The 21,710-nt window shown below is 73.4% G+C and carries 17 protein-coding genes; 12 read left to right on the top strand and 5 right to left on the bottom strand.

The window, feature by feature from the left end:
• The first annotated feature begins 44 nt into the window (after nt 1–44).
• From ABZZ38_RS11040 to ABZZ38_RS11025, 4 genes are all read left to right on the top strand, one after another.
• Entirely contained in the window at nt 45–683 is a 639-nt protein-coding gene (locus tag ABZZ38_RS11040; protein ID WP_356738064.1) for an AIM24 family protein, read from the top strand.
• The gene (locus ABZZ38_RS11035) at nt 683–1,333 is read left to right on the top strand and encodes an AIM24 family protein (protein ID WP_356738062.1); all 651 of its coding nucleotides are present in this window, start codon (nt 683–685) and stop codon (nt 1,331–1,333) included. The genes ABZZ38_RS11040 and ABZZ38_RS11035 overlap by 1 nt, the downstream gene beginning before the upstream one ends.
• On the top strand, nt 1,330–2,115 hold the full coding sequence (locus ABZZ38_RS11030; protein ID WP_356738060.1) for an AIM24 family protein: 786 nt from the start codon (nt 1,330–1,332) through the stop codon (nt 2,113–2,115). The genes ABZZ38_RS11035 and ABZZ38_RS11030 overlap by 4 nt, the downstream gene beginning before the upstream one ends.
• 143 nt (nt 2,116–2,258) lie before the next feature.
• Entirely contained in the window at nt 2,259–2,735 is a 477-nt protein-coding gene (locus tag ABZZ38_RS11025) for a MarR family transcriptional regulator (RefSeq protein WP_356738058.1), read from the top strand.
• 4 nt (nt 2,736–2,739) lie between these two features.
• On the opposite strand, the gene ABZZ38_RS11020 is transcribed toward ABZZ38_RS11025, so the two are convergent.
• Both ABZZ38_RS11020 and ABZZ38_RS11015 read right to left on the bottom strand, forming a co-directional pair.
• Nucleotides 2,740–4,116 carry a HAMP domain-containing sensor histidine kinase gene (locus tag ABZZ38_RS11020; protein ID WP_356738190.1) on the bottom strand — a complete coding sequence of 459 codons (1,377 nt, stop codon included), beginning with the start codon at nt 4,114–4,116 and terminating at the stop codon, nt 2,740–2,742.
• A gap of 8 nt (nt 4,117–4,124) precedes the next feature.
• A complete protein-coding gene (locus tag ABZZ38_RS11015; RefSeq protein WP_356738056.1) occupies nt 4,125–4,784 on the bottom strand; it encodes a response regulator transcription factor in 660 nt (219 codons plus the stop codon).
• Nucleotides 4,785–4,901: 117 nt separating this feature from the next.
• Here ABZZ38_RS11015 and ABZZ38_RS11010 point away from each other — a divergent pair, with 117 nt between their 5' ends.
• Nucleotides 4,902–5,243 carry a PepSY domain-containing protein gene (locus ABZZ38_RS11010; protein ID WP_356738054.1) on the top strand — a complete coding sequence of 114 codons (342 nt, stop codon included), beginning with the start codon at nt 4,902–4,904 and terminating at the stop codon, nt 5,241–5,243.
• 324 nt (nt 5,244–5,567) lie between these two features.
• Here ABZZ38_RS11010 and meaB read toward each other — a convergent pair whose 3' ends face one another.
• Both meaB and ABZZ38_RS11000 read right to left on the bottom strand, forming a co-directional pair.
• A complete protein-coding gene (gene meaB, locus ABZZ38_RS11005; protein WP_356738188.1) occupies nt 5,568–6,524 on the bottom strand; it encodes a methylmalonyl Co-A mutase-associated GTPase MeaB in 957 nt (318 codons plus the stop codon).
• Between the two features lie 13 nt (nt 6,525–6,537).
• Complete coding sequence (locus tag ABZZ38_RS11000) at nt 6,538–7,746, bottom strand: acetyl-CoA C-acetyltransferase (RefSeq protein ID WP_356738052.1); 1,209 nt, start codon at nt 7,744–7,746, stop codon at nt 6,538–6,540.
• A 147-nt stretch (nt 7,747–7,893) separates the two neighbouring features.
• On the opposite strand from ABZZ38_RS11000, the gene mce reads away from it, so the two are divergent.
• The 5 genes from mce to ABZZ38_RS10975 all read left to right on the top strand — a co-directional run bounded on the left by mce (nt 7,894) and on the right by ABZZ38_RS10975 (nt 15,416).
• A complete protein-coding gene (gene mce / locus ABZZ38_RS10995) occupies nt 7,894–8,334 on the top strand; it encodes a methylmalonyl-CoA epimerase (RefSeq protein WP_356738050.1) in 441 nt (146 codons plus the stop codon).
• 166 nt (nt 8,335–8,500) lie between these two features.
• On the top strand, nt 8,501–12,487 hold the full coding sequence (gene scy, locus ABZZ38_RS10990; protein ID WP_356738048.1) for a polarized growth protein Scy: 3,987 nt from the start codon (nt 8,501–8,503) through the stop codon (nt 12,485–12,487).
• 115 nt (nt 12,488–12,602) lie between these two features.
• The gene (locus ABZZ38_RS10985; protein ID WP_356738046.1) at nt 12,603–13,541 is read left to right on the top strand and encodes a cellulose-binding protein; all 939 of its coding nucleotides are present in this window, start codon (nt 12,603–12,605) and stop codon (nt 13,539–13,541) included.
• 153 nt (nt 13,542–13,694) lie between these two features.
• Nucleotides 13,695–14,633: an ATP-binding cassette domain-containing protein gene (locus ABZZ38_RS10980; protein WP_356738044.1), complete on the top strand. Its 939-nt coding sequence runs from the start codon at nt 13,695–13,697 to the stop codon at nt 14,631–14,633.
• 3 nt (nt 14,634–14,636) lie between these two features.
• Nucleotides 14,637–15,416, top strand: a complete 780-nt coding sequence (locus tag ABZZ38_RS10975; RefSeq protein ID WP_356738042.1) for an ABC transporter permease subunit — start codon at nt 14,637–14,639, stop codon at nt 15,414–15,416.
• 461 nt (nt 15,417–15,877) lie between these two features.
• Here ABZZ38_RS10975 and ABZZ38_RS10970 read toward each other — a convergent pair whose 3' ends face one another.
• The gene (locus ABZZ38_RS10970; protein WP_356738040.1) at nt 15,878–16,636 is read right to left on the bottom strand and encodes a hypothetical protein; all 759 of its coding nucleotides are present in this window, start codon (nt 16,634–16,636) and stop codon (nt 15,878–15,880) included.
• A 324-nt stretch (nt 16,637–16,960) separates the two neighbouring features.
• Here ABZZ38_RS10970 and ABZZ38_RS10965 point away from each other — a divergent pair, with 324 nt between their 5' ends.
• The gene (locus ABZZ38_RS10965; protein WP_356738039.1) at nt 16,961–17,941 is read left to right on the top strand and encodes a right-handed parallel beta-helix repeat-containing protein; all 981 of its coding nucleotides are present in this window, start codon (nt 16,961–16,963) and stop codon (nt 17,939–17,941) included.
• A 176-nt stretch (nt 17,942–18,117) separates the two neighbouring features.
• Complete coding sequence (locus tag ABZZ38_RS10960; protein ID WP_356738037.1) at nt 18,118–21,588, top strand: substrate-binding domain-containing protein; 3,471 nt, start codon at nt 18,118–18,120, stop codon at nt 21,586–21,588.
• Nucleotides 21,589–21,710: the final 122 nt, after the last annotated feature.

Here is a 21,710-nt window from a genome sequence, read left to right as displayed (position 1 = left end):
TCAGGTGCACCACCACCCCCCGGGCCACCGGTTACCGTCGTCGCGTGGCAACGTTCCGACTCCAAGGCAGCAAAGTGCTCGCCGTCGACATGACCGGCGACGCCGTCAAAGCGAAGAACGGCTCGATGGTCGCGTACGACGGCCGGATGGCCTTCAAGAAGATGTCCGGCGGCGGTGAGGGCCTGCGCGGCATGGTCACCCGCCGGCTCACCGGCGAGCAGATGACCGTGATGGAGGTGCAGGGGCACGGCACCTGCTACTTCGCCGACCGGGCGAGCGAGATCAACCTCGTCTCGCTCCACGGCGACACGCTCTACGTCGAGGCCGGCAGCCTCCTGTGCGCCGACGCGGGCCTGCGCACCGGCACCGGTTTCACCGGACTGCGGGGCGGCGCGACGGGCACGGGCCTGTTCACGACGACCCTGGAGGGCACCGGGCAGGCGGCGATCATGTCGGACGGGCCGGCCGTCGTGCTGCGCGTGACCCCGCAGTACCCGCTGTCGGTGGACCCGGGCGCGTACGTCGCCCACCAGGGCAGCCTCCGGCAGAGCTTCCAATCCGGTGTGACTTTCCGCACGTTCATGGGCGAAGGTGGCGGCGAGGCCTTCCAGATCCGCTTCGAGGGCGACGGACTGGTCTACGTGCAGCCGAGCGAGCGCAACACGGTCGGAGGGGACGTCTGATGCCGTTCCGCGAGGTCAACGCGAAGATGGTCGAGGCGACGGTCGCGCCCGGCCAGAAGATGTTCAGCCAGCGCGGCGCGATGCTCGCGTACCGCGGCGACGTCACTTTCACGCCGAACACGGCCGGAGGACAGGGCGGTCTGATGTCGATGATCGGGCGCCGTGTGGCCGGCGAGGCGACGCCGCTCATGACGGTCGAGGGCAACGGCACGGTGATGTTCGGGCACGGCGGCCACCACGTCCAGGTGATCCGGCTGAGCGGCGACACCCTGTACGTGGAGGCGGACCGGCTGCTGGCCTTCGACGGGACTCTGGAGCAGGGCACGATGTTCCTGGGCGCCCAGGGCGGGGTCATGGGCATGGTGCGCGGCCAGGTGTCCGGCCAGGGCCTGTTCACGACGACGCTGAAGGGCCACGGCGCGGTCGCCGTGATGGCCCACGGCGGCGTGATCCAGCTCCCGATCACAGCGGACCGCCCGGTGCACGTGGACCCGCAGGCCTACGTCGCCCACCACGGCGACGTACGCAACAAGCTGTCCACCGCGCTCGGCTGGCGCGACATGGTGGGGCGCGGCTCCGGCGAGGCGTTCCAGCTGGAGCTGAGCGGCAGTGGCGCGGTGTACGTCCAGGCGTCGGAGGAGAAGCTGTGAGCACACCCGTCGTGTACGACCCGATGACGCTGCCGAGCGACGACAACGTCAACCCGTACACCTTCTGCGTGGAGCTGAAGGGCTCCCAGTGGTTCCTCCAGAAGGGCAAGATGATCGCCTATTACGGGCGGATCGACTTCAACGGCATCGGCCACGGCCGCCTGGACCGGCTCGTCCGGTCCAGCTTCCACTCCCCCCTCCACGCCGGGGACTGGGTGGTGGCGGAGGGCAGCGGCAAGATGCTGCTCGCGGACCGCGCCTTCGACGTCAACGCGTACGACCTGGAGGAGGGCAACCTCACCATCCGGGCCGGCAATCTGCTCGCCTACCAGCCCACTCTCGCCCTGAAGCAGTCGATCGTGCCGGGCTTCCTCACACTGATCGGTACGGGGAAGTTCGTGGCCGCCTCGAACGGCCCGGTGGTCTTCATGGAGCCTCCCCTCCGCGTCGACCCGCAGGCGCTGGTCGGCTGGGCGGACTGCCCCTCCCCCTGCCATCACTACGACCACGGCTACATGACGGGCGTGATGGGCGGGCTGCGGCAGCTCGCGGGGATCGGCGGGGCGTCGGGCGAGGAGCACCAGTTCGAGTTCGTGGGGGCCGGCACGGTGCTGCTCCAGTCGACGGAGGCACTGATGCCGGACGCGGCGACGGGGTCCGTGCCGCACGAGCCGGGTGTGCCCGGCGGTGGCGGAGGGGCGGGATCCAGCCATGGGGGCCAGGGATCGGCACCGCGCCTTCCCGGTCAGCTGGGGGACCTCCAGCGTCGCTTCGGGCTGTGAGCGGTAGTCTGCGGAGTGTGACGCCCTCGAACGCCTGCGCTCTTGTTGTACGGGTGGGCAGACGCGAGGACGGGGGGCCGGAGTTGCCCGGCGTCACTGACCAGATTTCGTCCAGCATTCAACTTCTTAGGTAGAATCCATACATGGAGACCGAGACGGCCATCCCCTGGCTGACCGATGCCGAGCAGCGCGCCTGGCGTACGTATCTGGACGTCAACAGGCTGCTGACGTACCAGCTGGAGAAGGACCTCCAGCCGTTCGGCCTGACCATCAACGACTACGAGATCCTCGTGAACCTCTCCGAGTCCCCTGACCGGCGGATGCGGATGAGCGACCTGGCGGCGGCGACCCTGCAGTCCAAGAGCCGCCTCTCCCACCAGATCACCCGCATGGAGAACGCGGGCCTGGTCCGCCGGGAGAACTGCGAGTCGGACCGGCGAGGGCTGTTCGCGGTCCTCACCGACCACGGCATGGAGACCATGCGGACGGTCGCTCCGCACCATGTCGAGTCGGTGCGCAAGCACTTCATCGACCTGCTGAACCCGGACTCGCTGGACAGCCTCCACCGATCCCTCGACCCCATCGCGGAACAGCTGCGGGGCCTGCGCGGCAAGCCCTGACCTCCTAGGACGAGGGCAGTCGCAGCTCGAACAGCGCGCCGCCGGAGGGGGACCGGCGGACCGTGAGGGTGCCACCGTGGCGCACCGCGATGTCGCGGGCGATGGCGAGGCCGAGGCCCGCGCCGCCCTCGTCCCGGCTGCGGGCGTCGTCCAGCCGGACGAACCGTTCGAAGACCCGCTCGCGCTCGGCCTCCGGCACGCCGGCGCCGTCGTCCTGGACACTCAGCACGACGGCGCGCGCCCCGCCCCGGACGGTCACCGTCACCCCGGTGGCCGCGTGCCGCTGCGCGTTGTCGAGCAGGTTGCCTAGGACCCGGGCCAGCTGGCCACGCGACCCGCCGACCTCGGCGACGCCCTCGGCGTCGACAGTGACCGGCACCCGGTCGCCGGACCGCTGGGCGATCTCCTCCCGCACCAGGGCCGCCAGATCGACCCGCCCCTGACCGGGCCGCTCGCCCGCGTCGAGGCGAGCCAGCAGCAGCAGATCGGCGGCGAGCCGCTGCAGCCGTACGGTATCGGCGACCGCACCGTCGAGGTCCAGCAGCTCGGGGTGGGCCGCGCCCACCTCCAGCTGCGTGCGCAGGCTCGCGATCGGGCTGCGCAGCTCGTGCGAGGCGTCCGCGACGAACCGCCGCTGCCGGTCCACCGACGCCTCCAGCGCGGCCAGCGTCTCGTTCGTCGTACGCGCCAGCCGGGCCACCTCGTCCCCCGTCCCCGGCTCCGGAACGCGCCGCGACAGGTCCTCCGACGCCGTGATCGCCGCCATCTCCCGCCGGATGCCCTCGACGGGCTTGAGCGCCCGCCGGGTCACCAGCCACGTCACGCCCGCCACGACGAGCAGCAGCCCCGGCAGGGCGGCGAGCATCGCGTCGCGCACCCCGGAGACGGTCTGCCCGGCGAGGGGCGCGCCGGCGTACACCGTGGCCTCGGCGCCCCGCGGACCGGATGCCTCGACGGCGGCGAAGCGGTACGTGGCGGTGTCGCCGTCGACGGTGACGTCGCCGGTCGAGTACGCCACCTCGCCGGAGACCTCGCCCGTCCCCCCGTCCCCCTCCTCGGGGCGCGCGGGAAGCGCCTTCGTCCGCCCGCTGCCGGTCCCTTCGATGGCCTCGATGTCCTCCCCGACGGCGACCACGCGGCCGTCGTCGTCGACGACCTGGACGGGGTGCTCCTCGGTGTCGTCGGGCAGGTCCAGCTCGCCGAAGGGCGTACCGGAGGCGATCTGGGAGGCGACGGAGCGGGCCGTGACGTCGGCCCGGAGCCCGGCCTGGTCGGCCAGGTTGCCGCGCAGCACCGACAGCAGCGCCACTCCGGCGACGACCAGGGCGAGCGCGACGACGAGGGTGGCGCCGAGCGCGGTGCGGGCGCGTACGGACCTCAGGGGGTGTCTCACCGCGCCTCCAGACGGTAACCGGCGCCGCGGACCGTCCCGATGGTCTCCGGCCCCAGCTTGCGCCGCAGCGCGGACACGTACACCTCGACGATGTTCGGGTCGCCCTCGTACGCGAAGTCCCAGACGTGCTCCAGGATCTCCGCCTTCGACACCACCTCACCGGCCCGTGTGGCGAGGTGCTCCAGCACGGCGAACTCCTTGGCGGTCAGCGTGACCTCCCCGTCCCCCACCAGGACGCGCCGGCTCGCGGTGTCCACGGTGAGCGCCCCGGCCCTGAGCACCGGCGACGCGCCGCGACCCCGCCGCCGCAGCAGGGCCCTGACCCTCGCCACCAGGACGACGTACGAGAACGGCTTGGTGAGGTAGTCGTCGGCGCCGGTGTCGAGGCCCTCCGCCTCGTCGTACTCGCCGTCCTTGGCGGTGAGCATCAGGATCGGCACCTCGTGCCCGGCGGCCCTGAGCGCCGCGCACACGCGGTAGCCGTTCATGCCGGGCAGCATGATGTCGAGCACGACCAGGTCGTAGGCCCCGTCGCCCGCCCGGTGGAGTCCCTCCAGCCCGTCGTGGACGACATCGACGGCGAACCCTTCGGCCCGCAGGCCGGCGGCGAGGGACAGGGCGAGCCGCTTCTCGTCCTCCACGATCAACAGGCGCATGCGTTCAGGGTCGCAAACGGAACCTGAAGAGGCCTTCAGGGGCCTTCAGCCCGCGTTCAGCAAGCCGGCGGCAGGGTGGTTCCCGTACTGAACGCGACGACTCCTCGGAGGCCATCCATGAAGCGCAACCTGATCATCGCCACGGTGACCGCCGCGGCCCTGCTGACGGGCGGCACGGCGGCGGCGTTCGCCGTGTCGACGGACGACGAGGCCCCGGAGCCCCGGCGCACCGTCCAGGGCGTCAAGGTGACCGCCGACGAAGCCCTGAAGGCGGTCGCGAACCACGGCACGGTGATCTCACTGGACCTGGACGACGACACCGACGACGGCGGCGAGAAGTCCTGGGACGTCGAACTGCTGACGAAGGACGGCAAGGTCCAGGAGTGGACCGTCGACGCGACGACGGCGAAGGCCACGCAGGACAAGGACGACGACGACTCCGCCGACCAGGACGACTGACGCCCGCACCCTGGCGTACGACGGGAGCCCGGGGCCCGGCAAGGCGCCGAGCCGCCCCGCACGCGGCGTACGGCGCAGGGGTTGGCGGCCAGGGCAGGGCACCCATACGAAGGGGCCGCCGGCCCCGTGGGGGTGCCCCCTCCGGAGGAGAGCCGAGCCCGGAGGGGCCCCGCCCCCGCCCACCGGCGAGGGCCGCACCCCGCCACCGGGCGCCCGGGCGCGGCGGCACCGAGCCCGGGGCGCGCACCCCGGCCCGGGCCCCGCAACCGGCAACCGGCAACCGGCAACCGGCAACGGCGAGCATGGTCCGCCCGCCCGTCGGGGCTACCGCCCCGTCAGCCCCGCCACCAGCTCGTCCGCCGCCGCGTACGGGTCCAGGGCGCCGCCCACGATCCGGTCGGCGAGCGTGTCGAGGCGGCGGTCGCCGTGGAGATCGCCGATACGTTCGCGCAGGGCCGTGACCGCGATGGTCTCGACCTCGCGGGCGGCGCGGGCGCGCCGGCGCTCCGCGAGGACGCCCCGCTCCTCCATCCACGCGCGGTGCTTCTCCAGCGCTTCGACGACCTCGTCGATGCCCTCGCCCCGCGCGGCGACCGTCTTGACGATGGGCGGGCGCCAGTCGCCGGGGCCGCGCGCCTCGCCGAGGCCCAGCATGTGGTTGAGTTCCCGCGCCGTGGCGTCGGCTCCGTCGCGGTCGGCCTTGTTGACGACGTACACGTCACCGATCTCCAGGATGCCCGCCTTCGCGGCCTGGATCCCGTCGCCCATGCCCGGCGCGAGGAGCACCACGGACGTGTCGGCCTGGGAGGCGATCTCGACCTCGGACTGCCCGACGCCCACGGTCTCGACGAGCACCACGTCGCACCCGGCCGCGTCGAGCACCCGGATGGCCTGCGGGGCGGCCCAGGCCAGCCCGCCCAGATGCCCGCGCGTGGCCATCGACCGGATGTAGACCCCCGGGTCCGACGCGTGCTCGGACATCCGGACCCGGTCGCCGAGCAGGGCGCCCCCGCTGAAGGGGGACGACGGGTCCACGGCGAGCACGCCGACCCGCTTGCCGGCCCGCCGGTACGCGCTGACCAGCGCCGACGTGGAGGTCGACTTGCCGACACCGGGCGAGCCGGTCAGGCCCACCACGTACGCGCCGCCCGTGAGGGGGGCCAGCGCCGCCATCACCTCACGCAGCTGCGGGGACGCCCCCTCCACGAGCGAGATCAGCCGGGCCACGGCCCGTGGCCGGCCCTCCCGTGCCTGGGCGACCAGTGCGGGGACGTCCACCATCACGTACAGCTCCTTACTTGCCGTTGCCCGGCACGCGGACGATGAGCGCGTCGCCCTGGCCGCCGCCGCCGCACAGCGCTGCCGCGCCGGTGCCGCCGCCGCGCCGCTTGAGCTCCAGCGCCAGGTGGAGGACCACACGGGCACCGGACATACCGATGGGGTGCCCCAGGGCGATGGCGCCGCCGTTGACGTTCACCTTTTCGGGGGTCACGCCGAGGTCCTTCATTGACTGCACGGCGACGGCGGCGAACGCCTCGTTGATCTCGATCAGATCCAGGTCCGACACGTCCAGCCCGTCCTTCTTCAGGGCGTGCCGGATGGCGTTCGAGGGCTGCGACTGGAGCGAGTTGTCCGGCCCGGCCACGTTGCCGTGGGCGCCGATCTCCGCGATCCACTCCAGGCCGAGCTCCTCGGCCTTGGCCTTGCTCATCACGACGACGGCCGCCGCGCCGTCGGAGATCTGCGAGGACGTGCCGGCGGTGATGGTGCCGTCCTTGGCGAAGGCGGGGCGCAGCCTGCCCAGCGACTCCGCCGTGGTCTCCGGGCGGATGCCCTCGTCCTTGCTGAAGATCACCGGGTCGCCCTTGCGCTGCGGGATCTCGACGGGGGTGATCTCGGCCTCGAAGATGCCGTTCTTCTGCGCGGCGGCGGCCCGCTGGTGGGACAGGGCGGCGATCTCGTCCTGCGCCTCGCGGGGGATGCCGAGGCGGGTGTTGTGCTTCTCGGTGGACTCGCCCATGGCGATGCCCTCGAAGGAGTCGGTGAGGCCGTCGTACGCCATGGCGTCGAGCATCTCGATCGCGCCGTACTTGTAGCCCTCGCGGGACTTGGGCAGCAGGTGCGGGGCGTTGGTCATGGACTCCTGGCCGCCGGCGACGATCACGTCGAACTCGCCGGCGCGGATCAGCTGGTCGGCCAGCGCGATGGCGTCGAGCCCGGAGAGACACACCTTGTTGATGGTGAGCGCGGGGACGTTCATGGGGATGCCGGCCTTGACGGCGGCCTGACGGGCGGGGATCTGGCCGGCGCCGGCCTGCAGCACCTGGCCCATGATCACGTACTGCACCTGATCGCCGCCGATGCCGGCCCGGTCCAGCGCGGCCTTGATGGCGAAGCCGCCGAGGTCGGCGCCGGAGAAGGACTTCAGCGAGCCGAGCAGCCGGCCCATGGGCGTGCGTGCTCCCGCGACGATGACGGAGGTGGTACCGGTCGTTCCAGACATGAGACAGGATCCCCTTTCAGCACGGGGCTGAGGAGTGAACGAGGGTTTACCGCCAATGTACTGAGCGGTACGGGCCCGGGTCACCGGCCAGCCGGTGTGATCGCGCGCACGTTGCGTAACCACCTCCTGCGGCGCTCCACTGGGTCCATGCTGACGCGCATCGACCACATCGGAATCGCCTGTTTCGACCTCGACAAAACCGTCGAGTTCTACCGTGCCACGTACGGGTTCGAGGTCTTCCACACCGAGATCAACGAGGAGCAGGGCGTACGCGAGGCCATGCTCAAGATCAACGAGACGTCGGACGGCGGCGCCTCCTACCTCCAGCTGCTGGAGCCCACCCGCGAGGACTCGGCGGTCGGGAAGTGGCTGGCCAAGAACGGCGAGGGAGTCCACCACATCGCCTTCGGCACGGCGGACGTGGACGGCGACGCCGCCGCCATCCGCGAGAAGGGCGTGCGGGTGCTGTACGACGAGCCGCGCATCGGTTCGATGGGGTCGCGGATCACCTTCCTCCACCCCAAGGACTGCCACGGGGTCCTCACGGAACTCGTCACCTCCGCTGACCCGTCCTCAGCGGAGCACTGACCTCCGGATTCCCGGCCCGGTAGAGTGGGCGGCTCCGGGCCGGGGACGGGTCGGGGCCGCGCCGCGTCCCCGACAGTGATCTGACACCATTCCCCGGGGGGCCGTTCGCCCGGCGAACGGTGCTCGTGCAGGAGAGTTGCGACCAGGGGACGGATGGGACCGCGCAGTGCGGGGCTACGAACGCCAGGAGAGCCACCGGGCTGACGACCACCTTTCGCGGTTCGAAGCCGAGATGGACCGGCTGAAGACCGAGCGGGAGAAGGCCGTCCAGCACGCCGAGGACCTCGGTTACCAGGTCGAGGTCTTGCGCGCCAAGCTCCATGAGGCGCGCCGCACCATCGCCACCCGGCCCGCCTACGACAGCGCGGACATCGGCTACCAGGCCGAGCAGCTGCTGCGCAACGCCCAGATCCAGGCCGAGCAGTTGCGCTCCGACGCCGAGCGGGAGCTGCGCGAGGCCCGCGCCCAGACCCAGCGGATCCTGCAGGAGCACGCCGAGCACCAGGCCCGGCTCCAGGCGGAGTTGCACGCCGAGGCGGTGCAGCGCCGCCAGCAACTGGACCAGGAGCTGTCCGAGCGCCGCCGGACCGTCGAGGCGCACGTCAACGAGAACGTGGCCTGGGCGGAGCAGCTGCGCGCCCGCACCGAGGCGCAGGCCCGCCGTCTGCTGGAGGAGTCCCGCGCGGAGGCCGAGCAGTCCCTGGCCACCGCCCGCGCGGAGGCGACCCGGCTGGCGGAGGAGGCCCGCCGTCGGCTCGGCTCGCAGACGGAGGCGGCCCGCGCCGAGGCCGAGGCGATCCTGCTGCGCGCCCGCAAGGACGCCGAGCGGCTGCTGAACGCCGCGTCCACGCAGGCGCAGGAGGCCACCAGCCACGCCGAGCAGCTGCGCAGCGCCACCACCGCCGAGTCCGAGCAGGCGCGCCAGCAGGCCACGGAGCTGAGCCGGACCGCCGAGCAGCGGCTCCAGGAGGCGGACGAGCGGCTGCGCGAGGCCCGCGCGGAGGCCGACAAGGTCGTCGCGGAGGCCCGGGACGCGGCGGCCAAGCGGCTGTCGAGCGCCGAGTCGGAGACCGAGCAGCGCACGCGTACGGCCAAGGCGGAGATCGCACGGCTGGTCGCCGAGGCGACGAAGGAGTCCGAGACCCTCAAGGCGGAGGCCGAGCAGGCGCTCGCCGACGCCCGCGCGGCGGCGGAGAAGCTGGTCGCGGAGGCCACCGAGAAGGCGCGTACGGCGGCGGCGGAGGACTCGGCGGCGCAGCTGGCGAAGGCGGCCCGTACGGCCGAGGAGGTTCTCACCAAGGCGTCCGAGGACGCCCGCGAGACGACCCGCAAGGCGTCCGAGGAGGCCGAGCGGCTCCGCCGCGAGGCCGAGGCGGAGGCGGACCGGCTGCGCGCCGAGGCGCACGACACGGCCGAGCAGCTCAAGGGCGCCGCGAAGGACGACACCAAGGAGTACCGCGCCAAGACGGTCGAGCTCCAGGAGGAGGCGCGCCGGCTGCGCGGCGAGGCCGAGCAGCTGCGGGCGGAGGCCATCGCCGAGGGCGAGCGGATCCGCGGCGAGGCGCGGCGCGAGGCCGTCCAGCAGATCGAGGAGGCGGCCAGGACCGCCGAGGAGCTGCTGACCAAGGCGAAGGCCGACGCGGACGAGCTGCGCACGGCGGCCACCGCCGAGAGCGAGCGGGTCCGCGCCGAGGCGATCGAGCGGGCGACCGGCCTGCGCAAGCAGGCCGAGGAGGCGTTGGAGCGCACCCGTACGGAGGCCGAGGAGCTGCGGACGGAGGCCGAGGAGCAGGCCGAGTCCGTGCGGGCCGCGGCCGAGGAGGCCGCCGCCGCGCTGCGCGAGGAGGCCGAACGGGTCGTCGCGGCCCGGCAGGCGGAGGCCGCCGAGGAGCTGGCCCGGCTGCACTCCGAGGCCGAGGCCCGCCTCACGGCCGCCGAGCAGGCGCTGGCCGACGCGCGCGCCGAGGGTGAGCGGATCCGCCGGGAGGCGGCGGAGGAGACGGAGCGGCAGCGCGGCGAGGCCGCCGAGCGCATCCGTACGCTCCAGGCGCAGGCCGAGCAGGAGGCCGAGCGGCTCCGCACGGAGGCGGCGTCGGACGCGTCGACCACCCGCGCGGAGGCGGAGAACATCGCGGTACGGCTCCGTTCGGAGGCCGCCGCGGAGGCCGAGCGGCTCAAGTCGGAGGCGCAGGAGTCGGCCGACCGGGTGCGGGCGGAGGCCCAGGCCGCGGCCGAGCGCGTCACCGCGGAGGCCGCCGAGGAGCTGGCCGCCGCGCAGGAGGAGGCCAACCGGCGCCGCCGCGAGGCGGAGGAGATCCTGGGCGGCGCCCGCGCGGAGGCGGACCAGGAGCGGCAGCGGGCGCGCGAGCAGAGCGAGGAGCTGCTGGCGTCCGCGCGCAAGCGCGTCGAGGAGGCGCAGACCGAGGCACAGCGGCTGGTCGAGGAGGCGGACCGGCGGGCGACCGAGATGGTCACCGCGGCGGAGCAGACCGCCCAGCAGGTGCGGGAGTCGGTCGCCGGGCTGCACGAGCAGGCCGAGGAGGAGATCGCCGGGCTGCGCTCGGCCGCCGAGCACGCGGCGGAGCGTACGCGCACGGAGGCGCAGGAGGAGGCGGACCGCGTCCGCTCCGACGCGTACGCGGAGCGGGAGCGGGCCGCGGAGGACGCGGCCCGGTTGCGGGCCCGCGCGCAGGAGGAGACGGACGCCGCCAAGGCGCTGGCCGAGCGGACGATGGCGGACGCCATCGCCGATTCGGAGCGGCTGAAGGCGGACACCGCGGAGTACGCCCAGCGGGTACGGACGGAGGCGTCCGACGCGCTGGCGTCGGCCGACCAGGACGCGTCACGCACGCGTGCCGACGCCCGGGAGGACGCCAACCGGATCCGTTCGGAGGCCGCCGCGCAGGCGGACCGCATGGCGGCGGAGGCAGACCGGCTGCGGGCCGAGGCCGAGCAGGTCAAGGCGGAGGGCGAGGCCGAGGCCGAGGCGCTGCGCGCCGCCGCCCGCGCGGACGGCGAACAGGTCCTCGACGAAGCCCGCAAGGCCGCCGACAAGCGCCGCGCCGACGCCGCCGAACAAGCCGACCAGCTCATCGGCGAGGCGACATCCGAGGCCGAGCGCATCGGTGCCGAGACCGCCGAGCGGGTCGAGCGGCTGGTCGCCGAGGCGACGGCCGAGGCCGAGCGGGTGCGTACCGAGGCCACCGGCGAGGCGGAGCGGCTGCGGGCGGAGGCGGCCGAGACGGTCGGCTCCGCGCAGCAGGCCGCCGAACGCATCCGGGCGGAGGCCGAGCGGCACCGCGCGGAGGCGGAGGCGGCGGCCGAGCAGATGCGCGGCGAGGCGCGGACCGAGGCCGACCGGATGGTCGACGAGGCGCGCGAGGCGGCGGCCAAGCGCCGCGCGGACGCGGCCGAGCAGGCCGACCAGCTCATCGCGAAGGCACAGGAGGAGGCGCTGCGGGCGACCGCCGAGGCGGAGTCGCAGGCCGACACGATGGTCGGCGCGGCCCGCAAGGAGGCCGAGCGGATCGTCACCGAGGCGACCGTCGAGGGCAACACGCTCGTCGAGAAGGCCCGTACGGACGCGGACGAGCTGCTGGTCGGGGCGCGCGGGGACGCGAACGCCATAAGGGAGCGCATGGAGGAGCTCCGCGCGCGTACCGAGGCGGAGATCGAGCAGCTCCACGAGCGGGCGCGCCGGGAGGCCGCCGAACAGCTGAAGTCGGCCGGCGAGCGGGCGGACAGGCTCGTCAAGGCCGCGACCGAGCAGCGCGCCGAGGCCGAGGCCAAGGCGAAGGAGTTGCTGGCCGACGCGAACGCGGAGGCGAGCAAGGTCCGGATCTCGGCGGTGAAGAAGGCGGAAGGGCTGCTCAAGGAGGCCGAGCAGAAGAAGGCCACGCTGACCCGCGAGGCGGAAAAGATCAAGGCGGATGCCGAGCGCGAGGCCGAGAAGATGATCGCCGACGGCAAGCGTGAGGTGGAGGTCCTGGCGCGCAGGCGTGAGGACATTCAGGCGGAGATTTCGCGCGTTCAGGACGTATTGGAGGCGCTCGAGTCGTTCGAAGCCCCGTCAGGGGGTACGAAGGAGAGCGGAGTCAAGGCGGGTGCGGCGGCCGGGGGTACCCGTTCGAGTAGCAAGTCATCCGACGGATAAGCCACTCAAAAGGCTGGACATTCTGTAGTTTGAACGGGCATCCACTCGAAGACACGCCGCTTTGGCCCCTAGGATTCCCCCTAACACCTCACCGGTCTCATTCGACAGGAACCCCATGAGCGACACTTCCTCCCCCTTCGGCTTCGAGCTCGTGCGGCGTGGTTACGACCGCGGTCAGGTGGACGACCGCATTACCAAGCTCGTCGCCGACCGAGACAGTGCTCTGGCCCGAATCACCTCTCTGGAAAAGCGCATCGAGGAGCTCCACCTCGAGACGCAGAACGCCCAGGCCCAGGTCAGCGACGCCGAACCGTCGTACGCCGGGCTCGGCGCCCGTGTCGAGAAGATCCTCCGTCTGGCCGAGGAGGAGGCGAAGGACCTGCGCGAGGAGGCCCGTCGCGCCGCCGAGCAGCACCGCGAGCTCGCCGAGTCGGCGGCCCAGCAGGTGCGCAACGACGCCGAGGCGTTCGCCACCGAGCGCAAGGCGAAGGCCGAGGACGAGGGCGTACGGATCGTCGAGAAGGCCCAGGGCGAGGCGAACACGCTGCGCGCCGAGGCGCAGAAGGACGCGCAGTCCAAGCGCGAGGAGGCGGACGCCCTCTTCGAGGAGACCCGCGCGAAGGCCGCGCAGGCGGCGGCCGACTTCGAGACGAACCTGGCGAAGCGGCGCGAGCAGTCGGAGCGGGACCTGGCGTCGCGTCAGGCGAAGGCGGAGAAGCGTCTCGCCGAGATCGAGCACCGGGCGGAGCAGCTGCGCCTGGAGGCCGAGAAGCTGCGCACGGACGCGGAGCGCCGGGCCCGCCAGACGGTGGAGACCGCGCAGCGCCAGGCCGAGGACATCGTGGCGGACGCGAACGCCAAGGCGGACCGTATTCGCAGCGAATCGGAGCGCGAGCTGGCGGCGCTGACGAACCGCCGCGACTCCATCAACGCCCAGCTGACCAACGTCCGCGAGATGCTGGCCACGCTGACCGGCGCGGCGGTGGCCGCGGCCGGCTCCCCGGTGGACGACGAGCCGGTCTCCCGCGGCGTCCCGGCCCAGCAGGCCCGCTGACCCCTTCGTATCCCCGTTCGACCGACGCCCTCGGGCCACCGTCGCCTGCCGCCCCACCCGGTGCGGAAGGAACGGTGCCCCGGGGGCGCCTGCTTGGGTCCCCCCGCGCGGTCAGGGGGGATGGCCGGCCCCCGGAACGAGTAGCTTGGTGGGATGATCGAGCTCGAGGGGCTGACGAAACGCTTCGGCGCGAAGACGGCGGTCGACCATCTCTCCTTCCATGTGCGTCCGGGCTTGGTGACGGGCTTTCTGGGGCCGAACGGCGCGGGCAAGTCGACGACCATGCGGATGATGCTCGGGCTGGACAACCCGACCAGCGGGGTGGCCCGGATCGACGGCAGGCACTACCGGGAGCTGGACGAGCCGCTCAAGCACGTGGGCGCGTTGCTCGAGGCGAAGGCGATGCACGGCGGACGGAGCGCGTACAACAACCTGCTCTGTCTGGCCCAGTCCAATCGCATTCCGGAGCGCCGGGTGGGCGAGGTTCTGGATCTTGTCGGGCTGTCCGCCGTGGCCAGGAAGAAACCGAAAGGTTTCTCGATGGGTATGGGCCAGCGCTTGGGAATCGCCGCCGCCCTCCTCGGTGATCCACAGGTTCTCCTCTTCGACGAACCCGTCAATGGTCTGGACCCCGAGGGAATTCACTGGATCCGCAATCTGATGAAGACGCTGGCCGGGGAAGGCCGGACGATCTTCGTTTCCAGCCATCTGATGAGTGAAATGGCCCTGACGGCGGACCACTTGATCGTCATCGGGCAGGGCAAGCTGCTCGCCGACACCTCCATGGCGGATTTCATCCAGCAGAACTCCCGGAGTTATGTACGGCTGCGCTCGCCCCAGCGGGAGGAGCTCCGCGACGCGCTGCACCGCGACGGCATGACGGTGGTGGAGACGGTGGACGGGACGCTGGAGATCGACGGCGCGACGACGGAGGAGATCGGCGAGCTCGCGGGGCGGCACGGGATCGTGCTGCACGAGCTGAGCGCGCAGCGCGCCTCGCTGGAGGAGGCGTTCATGCAGATGACGGCGGGGGCGGTCGAGTACCACGCCCACTCCGCGAACGCCCCGCGGTGGGCTCCGAGGGAGGGCTGAACGATGGCATCGGTACCCGCGGTCCTGCGGTCCGAATGGACCAAGATCCGTACGGTCGCGTCGACGGTCTGGACACTGGCGAGCGCGCTGGTCGTCACCGTGGCGCTGGGCGCGGCGCTGTCCGCGCTGGTGAAGGCGACGTTCGACGACATGCCGGCCATGGAGCGGGCCACGTTCGATCCGACCGTGGTGAGCTTCTCCGGCATGCTGCTCGGCCAGCTGGCGATGGTGGTGTTCGGGGTGCTGGTGGTCGGCACGGAGTACAGCACCGGCATGATCCGCACGTCGCTCGCGGCGGTGCCGCGGCGGGCCACGTTCCTCTTCGGCAAGATCTTCGTGGCGGGGGTGCTGGCGCTGGTCGTCGGTCTGCTGACCAGCTTCCTGTCGTTCTTCCTCGGTCAGGCGCTGCTGGGTGAGCACCGCACCACCATCGGCGAGGAGAACGTCCTGCGCGCGGTGATCGGCGGCGGCCTGTACATGGGCCTGATGGCGGTGTTCTCGATGGGCGTGGCGGCGATGCTGCGCTCGACGGTGCTGTCGCTGGGCATCCTGGTGCCGTTCTTCTTCCTCATCTCCCAGATCCTGTCGGCGGTGCCGAAGGCCAGGGAGGTGGCGGAGTACTTCCCCGACCAGGCCGGCGCCACGATCATGCAGGTGGTGCCCGGCGCGATGGGCAGTGACCCGCCGCCCTACGGCCCGTGGGGCGGGCTCGGCATCATGCTGCTGTGGGTGGCGGCGGCGCTGGCCGGGGGGTACGTCGTACTGCAGCGCCGGGACGCGTAGCCCGCCCGGCCCGGGCGAGCGGTCGGCCCGGGTCGACAGGGCAGTCGGTCGGGCGGACCCCCGGCCGGGCGGGCGGCCCGGGGCGGGTGGGCGGCCCGGGGCGGGCGGTCGGGCGGGCGGTGGGTTCATGTGGGGCGGACCCCGGCCCGGGCGCGCGGACCCCTGGTCGGTCGGGCCGTCCCGGGTCGGCAGGGCGAGCCGGGCCAGTCGGGCGGACCCCGGGCCGGGCGGGCCGTCCCAGGTTGGCAGGGCGAGCCGGGCCAGTCGGCCCAGGCGGGCGGCGGGCCCAGGTGGGGCGAACCCCGGCCCAGGCGGCGACCCGGGGCCAGCAGGCGGGTCCAGGTGGGGCGGACCCCGGGCCGTCGGGCGAACCCCCGGCCCCGGCGGGCGGCCCAGGGCGAGCCGGGCCGGCAGGGCAGCCCCCTGGACCGGCGGGCGGGCGGGGCCCGGGGCGTCGCGTACTAGCCCAGCTTGGCGACCTGGGCGTCGACGACGACCTTCGGCAGCTCGTAGTCCTTGCCCGCGCCGGCGGCCATGACGTTCATCGCGTAGAAGCCGGCGATCACGGCGCCCTTGCGCACGGCGGCGATCTTGACGGGCATCCTGTCGCCCTCCTGCTCGGTCACCACGGTCCAGGCAGCCGCCTCGTCACCGCCGGTGAGCGGGGTGCCGGTGACGCTCAGCACCTTCCGCTGGGTCCCCCTCACGGTGACCTGGAAGCCACCGGCGCACGCGGTAGCGGCGGTGCGCAGCGCGGCGAAGGTCTCCTCGGCTCCCTTGGCCTCGTACGAGCCGAGGACGGGCATGGTCAGCGTGACGTCGAACGCGGCGGCGATGTCCTCGACCGAGTCGCCCTTCTTCGGCTCCTCGAGCACCTTGCGCTTCACCTCCGCCGCCGGCTCCCCTGCCGCCACACCGGCGATCAGACGGGCGATGGGCTCGCACTGGGCCTTGTCGACGGTGATGTCCTTGGCGGTGAGGGTGTCGCCGGGCCCGGCCTTCGTCACCTTGTGCCCGGCGACGTCGCCCTGGGCGAGGACGAGCTTCTCCAGCTCGGCGGCGGAGGGGGCCCTCACCGCGCCGGGCTCGGCGGCGCCGGACTCCTTGCCCTTGCCGGCGCCTTCGTCGCCGGACTTGCCGGCGCTGCAGGCGGTGCCCAGGAGGGCGAGGGACACCGCGGCGGCGGCGACGGACGTACGGCGGATGAGCGTGGCTCGCATGGGCGCAACTTCCCGAAGTGATTGTCGTGACTGCGCCAAGCCTAGGTCCGTTGAGGTGGAGTGATCATGGGCGGGGGCGGGATGGGACCGCATCGTGCCGGTGATGTGATCGTTCACGCCCGCCGCCTCCGGCGTACGGCCGCCGCGCGCAATAGTCCACATGGGGCTCCTCATCGTCCACGGCGACCGCTCTAGCATCGTGGACGAGCCGGCCGCGCGGCACCGGTACGCACCGCAGCATCCCCACTCCCGCACCGCGGGTGCACGGCTGCGGTGCGCACTGCGATCCCAGCCAGGAAGCCCCCCATCGGACGGAGATTTCCCATGCGCAGGACGAGCGCACGGTACAAGCTGGCAGGCGCGGCCACCGCGGCCGTCGCCGCGGTGGCCCTCACCGGCACCACCGCCTGGAGCAGCGGGGCGGTCGCGCCGGCCGCCGAGCCGGACACCGCGACCACGGCCGCCGCCGGGCCCATCGGGTTCGGCGCGGGCACGACGGGCGGCGCGGGCGGCGCCACCGTCACCGTGTCGGACACCGCGGCCTTCACCGCCGCCGTACAGCGGGCGGAGCCGCTGATCGTACGGGTCAACGGCACGATCACCCTGAGCTCGATGACCAAGGTCGCCTCCCACAAGACCGTCGTCGGCGTCGGCACCTCGGGAAAGATCACCGGCAGCGGACTGAACGTCAGCGGCGTCTCCAACGTCATCATCCAGAACCTGACCTTCACCGGCTCCAACGACGACGCGATCAACGTCCAGGAGTCGACCCAGGTGTGGATCGACCACAACGACGTCTCGAACGCCTACGACGGCGGCATCGACATCAAGCGCGCCTCCGACAAGGTCACCGTGTCGTGGAACCGCACGCACCACCAGAACAAGAACATGCTGCTCGGCCACTCCGACAGCAACGGCAGCCAGGACACGGGCAAGCTGCGGGTGACGTACGCGCACAACTGGTTCGACGGTACGACCCAGCGCAATCCGCGTGTGCGGTTCGGCAACCCGGTGCACGTGCTGAACAACTACTTCAGCAACGTCGGCGACTACGGCGTGGCGTCCACGGAGAAGGCGGGCGTGCTGGTCGAGGGCAACTACTTCGAGAACACGGAGGACCCGTTCCACCTCGGCGAGGGCGACTCCGACCCGGGCTCGCTGGTGGCGAGGAACAACCACTTCGTCAACTCGGGCTCCGGCCAGGCCGGCGGCACGGTCAACCCCATCCCCTACAGCTACACGGCCGACACCGCGTCGAGCGTGAAGTCCATCGTCGTGGCGGGTGCCGGGGTCGGCAGGATCTGACCGGGCGGCCCGGGGCCGGCCGGGACACGGCCCCAGTGGTCCTCGCCCCGCACGGGGCGGGGGCCGCTGCCGTGCCCGGTGCCCGCCTCGCGTGTCGTTTCCCTTGTCGGAGCCCGGGCGCGCCACTATCGTCCGGGCCCTGGCAGGCATGTCCATGTCGGACGAGCGAGGAACCCATGGCGGAACGCGCGACCGCGGGAGCGCCGCGGGAAGGGCGCCCCACCCTGGGGCTGGTCACCGCCAACGTCCACCTCGGCGTCGGCGCGAGCCTGTGGTCGGGGGTCCTCGCGGCGGCCGAGCGCAACGACGTGAATCTGGTGTGCCTGCCCGGCGGCCCGTTACGGCCGCGCGGCTCCCCACGCAACACGTTGTACGAACTCATCGGCGAGGAACGGCTCGACGGCGTCATCTGCTGGACCTCCGCCCTCGGCCTGCCCGCCGGCAGCGACGACGCCGCGCGGCTCGCCGACCGGCTGGGCACGCTCCCGGTGGTCAGCCTCAACCAGGACCTGGGCGGCCACGAGACGCTGCTGCTCGACAGCCACGCCGGGATGCGGGAGGCCGTCGGCCACCTCGTCGAGACGCACGACCGGCGCCGACTCGCCTGCATCCGGGGGCCGTTGACGCATCCGGTCTCCCTCGACCGCTACCGCGCGTACACCCATGCCGCCGCCCGGCACCGCGTCCCCGTCGACCGGTCCCTGGTCACCACGGTCGCCGACTTCGGCGGCGGTGCCGGCGCCTCGGCGGTGCGCGTCCTGCTCGACGTTCGGGGGCTGCGGCCCGGCCGGGACTTCGACGCGCTGGTGGCGTGCAGCGACGTACTCGCCGCCGACGCCCTGCGCTGCCTGACCGAGCGCGGCGTGCGGGTGCCCGAGGACGTGGCGGTCGTCGGCTTCAACGACTCCCTCGAAGCCCGGCTCTCCGACCCGCCCCTGACGTCGGTGTCGCTGCCCTTCGCCGAGCTCGGCGCGCTCGCCGTGGACACCCTGGTGGCCCGGTTACGGGGCACACGCCCGCCCGCGCGCAACGTGGTGCCCGGCACGCTGGTGACGCGCCGCTCCTGCGGCTGTCATTCGCCCCTGGTGACACAGGGCCGCGGGCCCCTTCCCCCGTCACCGGCCCCGGTCGGGGCGGACGGGGCGTTCGCCGCCTTTCCCCGCGCCGCCGGGGAGATCGCCGCCGCGTTCCACGCGGACGTGGACGCGACCGGAGCCGGGACCGGGGCAGAGGGAGGCGGGCGCGGTGACGGCGCGGCGTTCCTGCCCCTGCTGGAGGCGCTCATCGGCACCGAGGTCCGCACCTTCGACGACGCGGCCGTGTGGGACGGCGCCCTGCTGCGCGCCCGCGACCTCGCCGTCCCCCTGCTTCCGCCCCCCGGCCGGGCGCGCGCCGAGCGGCTCTTCGGGCAGGCCCGGCTCATGGTCGCCGACAAGTCGCACCGACTGCTGGAGTACGAGCGGTGGGCCGAGGAGCAGGAGTCGCGCCGGCTGCGGGACCTGGGCACCACCCTGACCACCACCACCGACCTGGACGCCCTGACCGGGGCGCTGGCCCGCCATCTGCCCGGCACGGGCGTCCCCGGCTGCCGACTGGTGCTGTACGGGGACGGGGCGGCCATCCCCGGGGCCGGTGACGGGGGCGGCCTCGCCCGGGCCGTACTGCGCCCGGAGGAACGCGCCGACCCGGCCGCGCGCGGCGCGGCGGAACCGTACCCCGTCGGCCGCGTCCTGCCGGACGCCCTGCTGCCGGCCGCCGACCGCCGTTTCACCCTGGTCGCCGAGCCGCTCCACATCGGTGACGAGCGGCTGGGGTACGTGCTCTTCGACGCCTCCCCCGGTCACGGGGCCGCACAGCGCGGACCGCTGTACCGGGCGCTGGGCGACCAGATCAGCGCGGCGCTCAAGGGCATCCGGCTGTTCGACGAGGTGCGGCGGGCCCGGGACGCCGCCGAGCAGGCCAACCGGCTCAAGACCCGGCTGCTGGACAACGCGACCGGTGAGCTGCGCACCCCGGTGGAGGCGCTCGTGCGCCACACCCGCCCCCCGTCGCCGGCGGCCGGCGCGGGCCGGGACCCGGCCGCCGCGCTGCGCTCGGCCCACGCCGACGCGGGACGCCTGCTGCGGCTCATCGACGACCTGCTGGACCTGTCCCGCGCGGAGATCGACGCGCTGGACCTGTCCCGGTGTCTGATCGATCCGCGTCCGCTGCTGGCCGAGGCGGTCGCCACCGCCGCCGGCGCCGACCCGGACCGGCGCGTGGTGGGGCGGCTGCCGCGCCGCCTGCCCGCGATCAGCGCGGACGGGCCCCGCCTGCGGCAGATCGTCCTGCACCTGCTGACCGCGGCGGCGGCCCTCACCACCGGTCCGGTGCCGGTGACGCTCACCGCGGACGTACGGCCGCCGGTGCTGTCCGTCCACATCACCGGCCCGCCGGACATGGGCGTGCCCTCCGCCGACGCCTCCGGGTCGCGGCTGAGCCTCGCGATCGCCCGCCGGCTCGCCGTCCTGCACGGCGGTGCGGTCACCCTGGGCCCGGACCGGGGCGGGCCGCCCGGGTTCCGCCTGGAACTGCCCCTGCCCACCCCGGCCGACGCTCCCGGCGCGCCGCCCCCGGCCGACGGCACGCGCACGCTGTTCGTGGCGAGCGCCGGCGCACCACCCGGCGAGGTCACCGCCCTCGCGCGGCGCCATGGGCTGCCGACGCACCGGCTGCACCCGGACGAGGACGTCGCCTCGCTCCTGGAGCGGCACACCCCGGCCGCGGTCGCCTGGGACGTCGGGCAGGCCCGCCCGCACGAGTGGGGCCCGGTGCGGCGGCTGTACGACCACCCGGCCTGCCGCCACGTCCCGTTCCTGCTGTACGGCCCCGTCCAGGGCCGGGACCTGGGGCGGGCGCTCGGTGCGCTGCGGCCCGCCGGCCCGGCCGAGCCGGCCCTCGTCGTCGACGGCGACCCGGTGCACCGGGAGCGGCTGCGGCGGCTGCTGACCGGTGTCCTTCCCGGCCGCCCGGTCCGTACGGCCGTCGACGGCGCCTCGGCCACGGCCCTGCTCGCGGAGGAGCTGCCGTGCCTGCTCGTCGTCTCCCGCGAGCTGACGGACCCGGACGGCTTCACCCTGGTGGAGCGCGTGTACGAGACGGCCGCCGCGCGCCGGCTGCCGGTCATCCCGGTGCTGATGGTCAGCGGCCACGGGTTCACCGCGGACGACGTGCGCCGGGCGGAGCCGTACCCCGCTCTCGTCCTGCTGGGCCGGGACATCCTCACCGACGACGAGCTCACCGGTCTGCTGACCACCCTGACCCGGCGCACGGACCCGGCGGCCCTGCGCGCGCACGGCCCGGTGCGCCACGCGCTCGCGCACATTGAGCAGCACTACCGCGAGCCGCTGTCACGCCGCCAGATCGCCCAGCGCGCCGGGGTCAGCGAGAACCACCTCGGCCGGCTCTTCCACCGCGAGCTCGGCCTGACCCTGTGGGACTACCTGACGCGCCTGCGCATCCGGCGCGCCAAGGAGCGGCTGCGCCGGAGCGACGAGAGTGTCCAGGCGGTGGCCCGCGCGGTCGGCTTCCACGACCGCGCCTACTTCAGCCGTGTCTTCCGCAAGGTGACGGGCGTGGCCCCGCACGTCTACCGGGAGGCGTCGTGACCGCCCCGGGCCGGGTGACCCGCCGGTTTCCCGGACCATCGCACCGGCCCCGCGGCGTGACACCCGGTTTTACGGCGTGGCCGGAACCGTCAAGGGCTCGATACGCTCTTACCTCCTACGGG

The sequence above is a fragment of the Streptomyces sp. NPDC006368 genome (assembly GCF_040612535.1).
Taxonomy (GTDB): Bacteria; Actinomycetota; Actinomycetes; order Streptomycetales; family Streptomycetaceae; genus Streptomyces.
The sequence above is the reverse complement of the archived record's forward strand: the minus strand, read 5'-3'. Positions and strand labels throughout refer to the sequence as shown.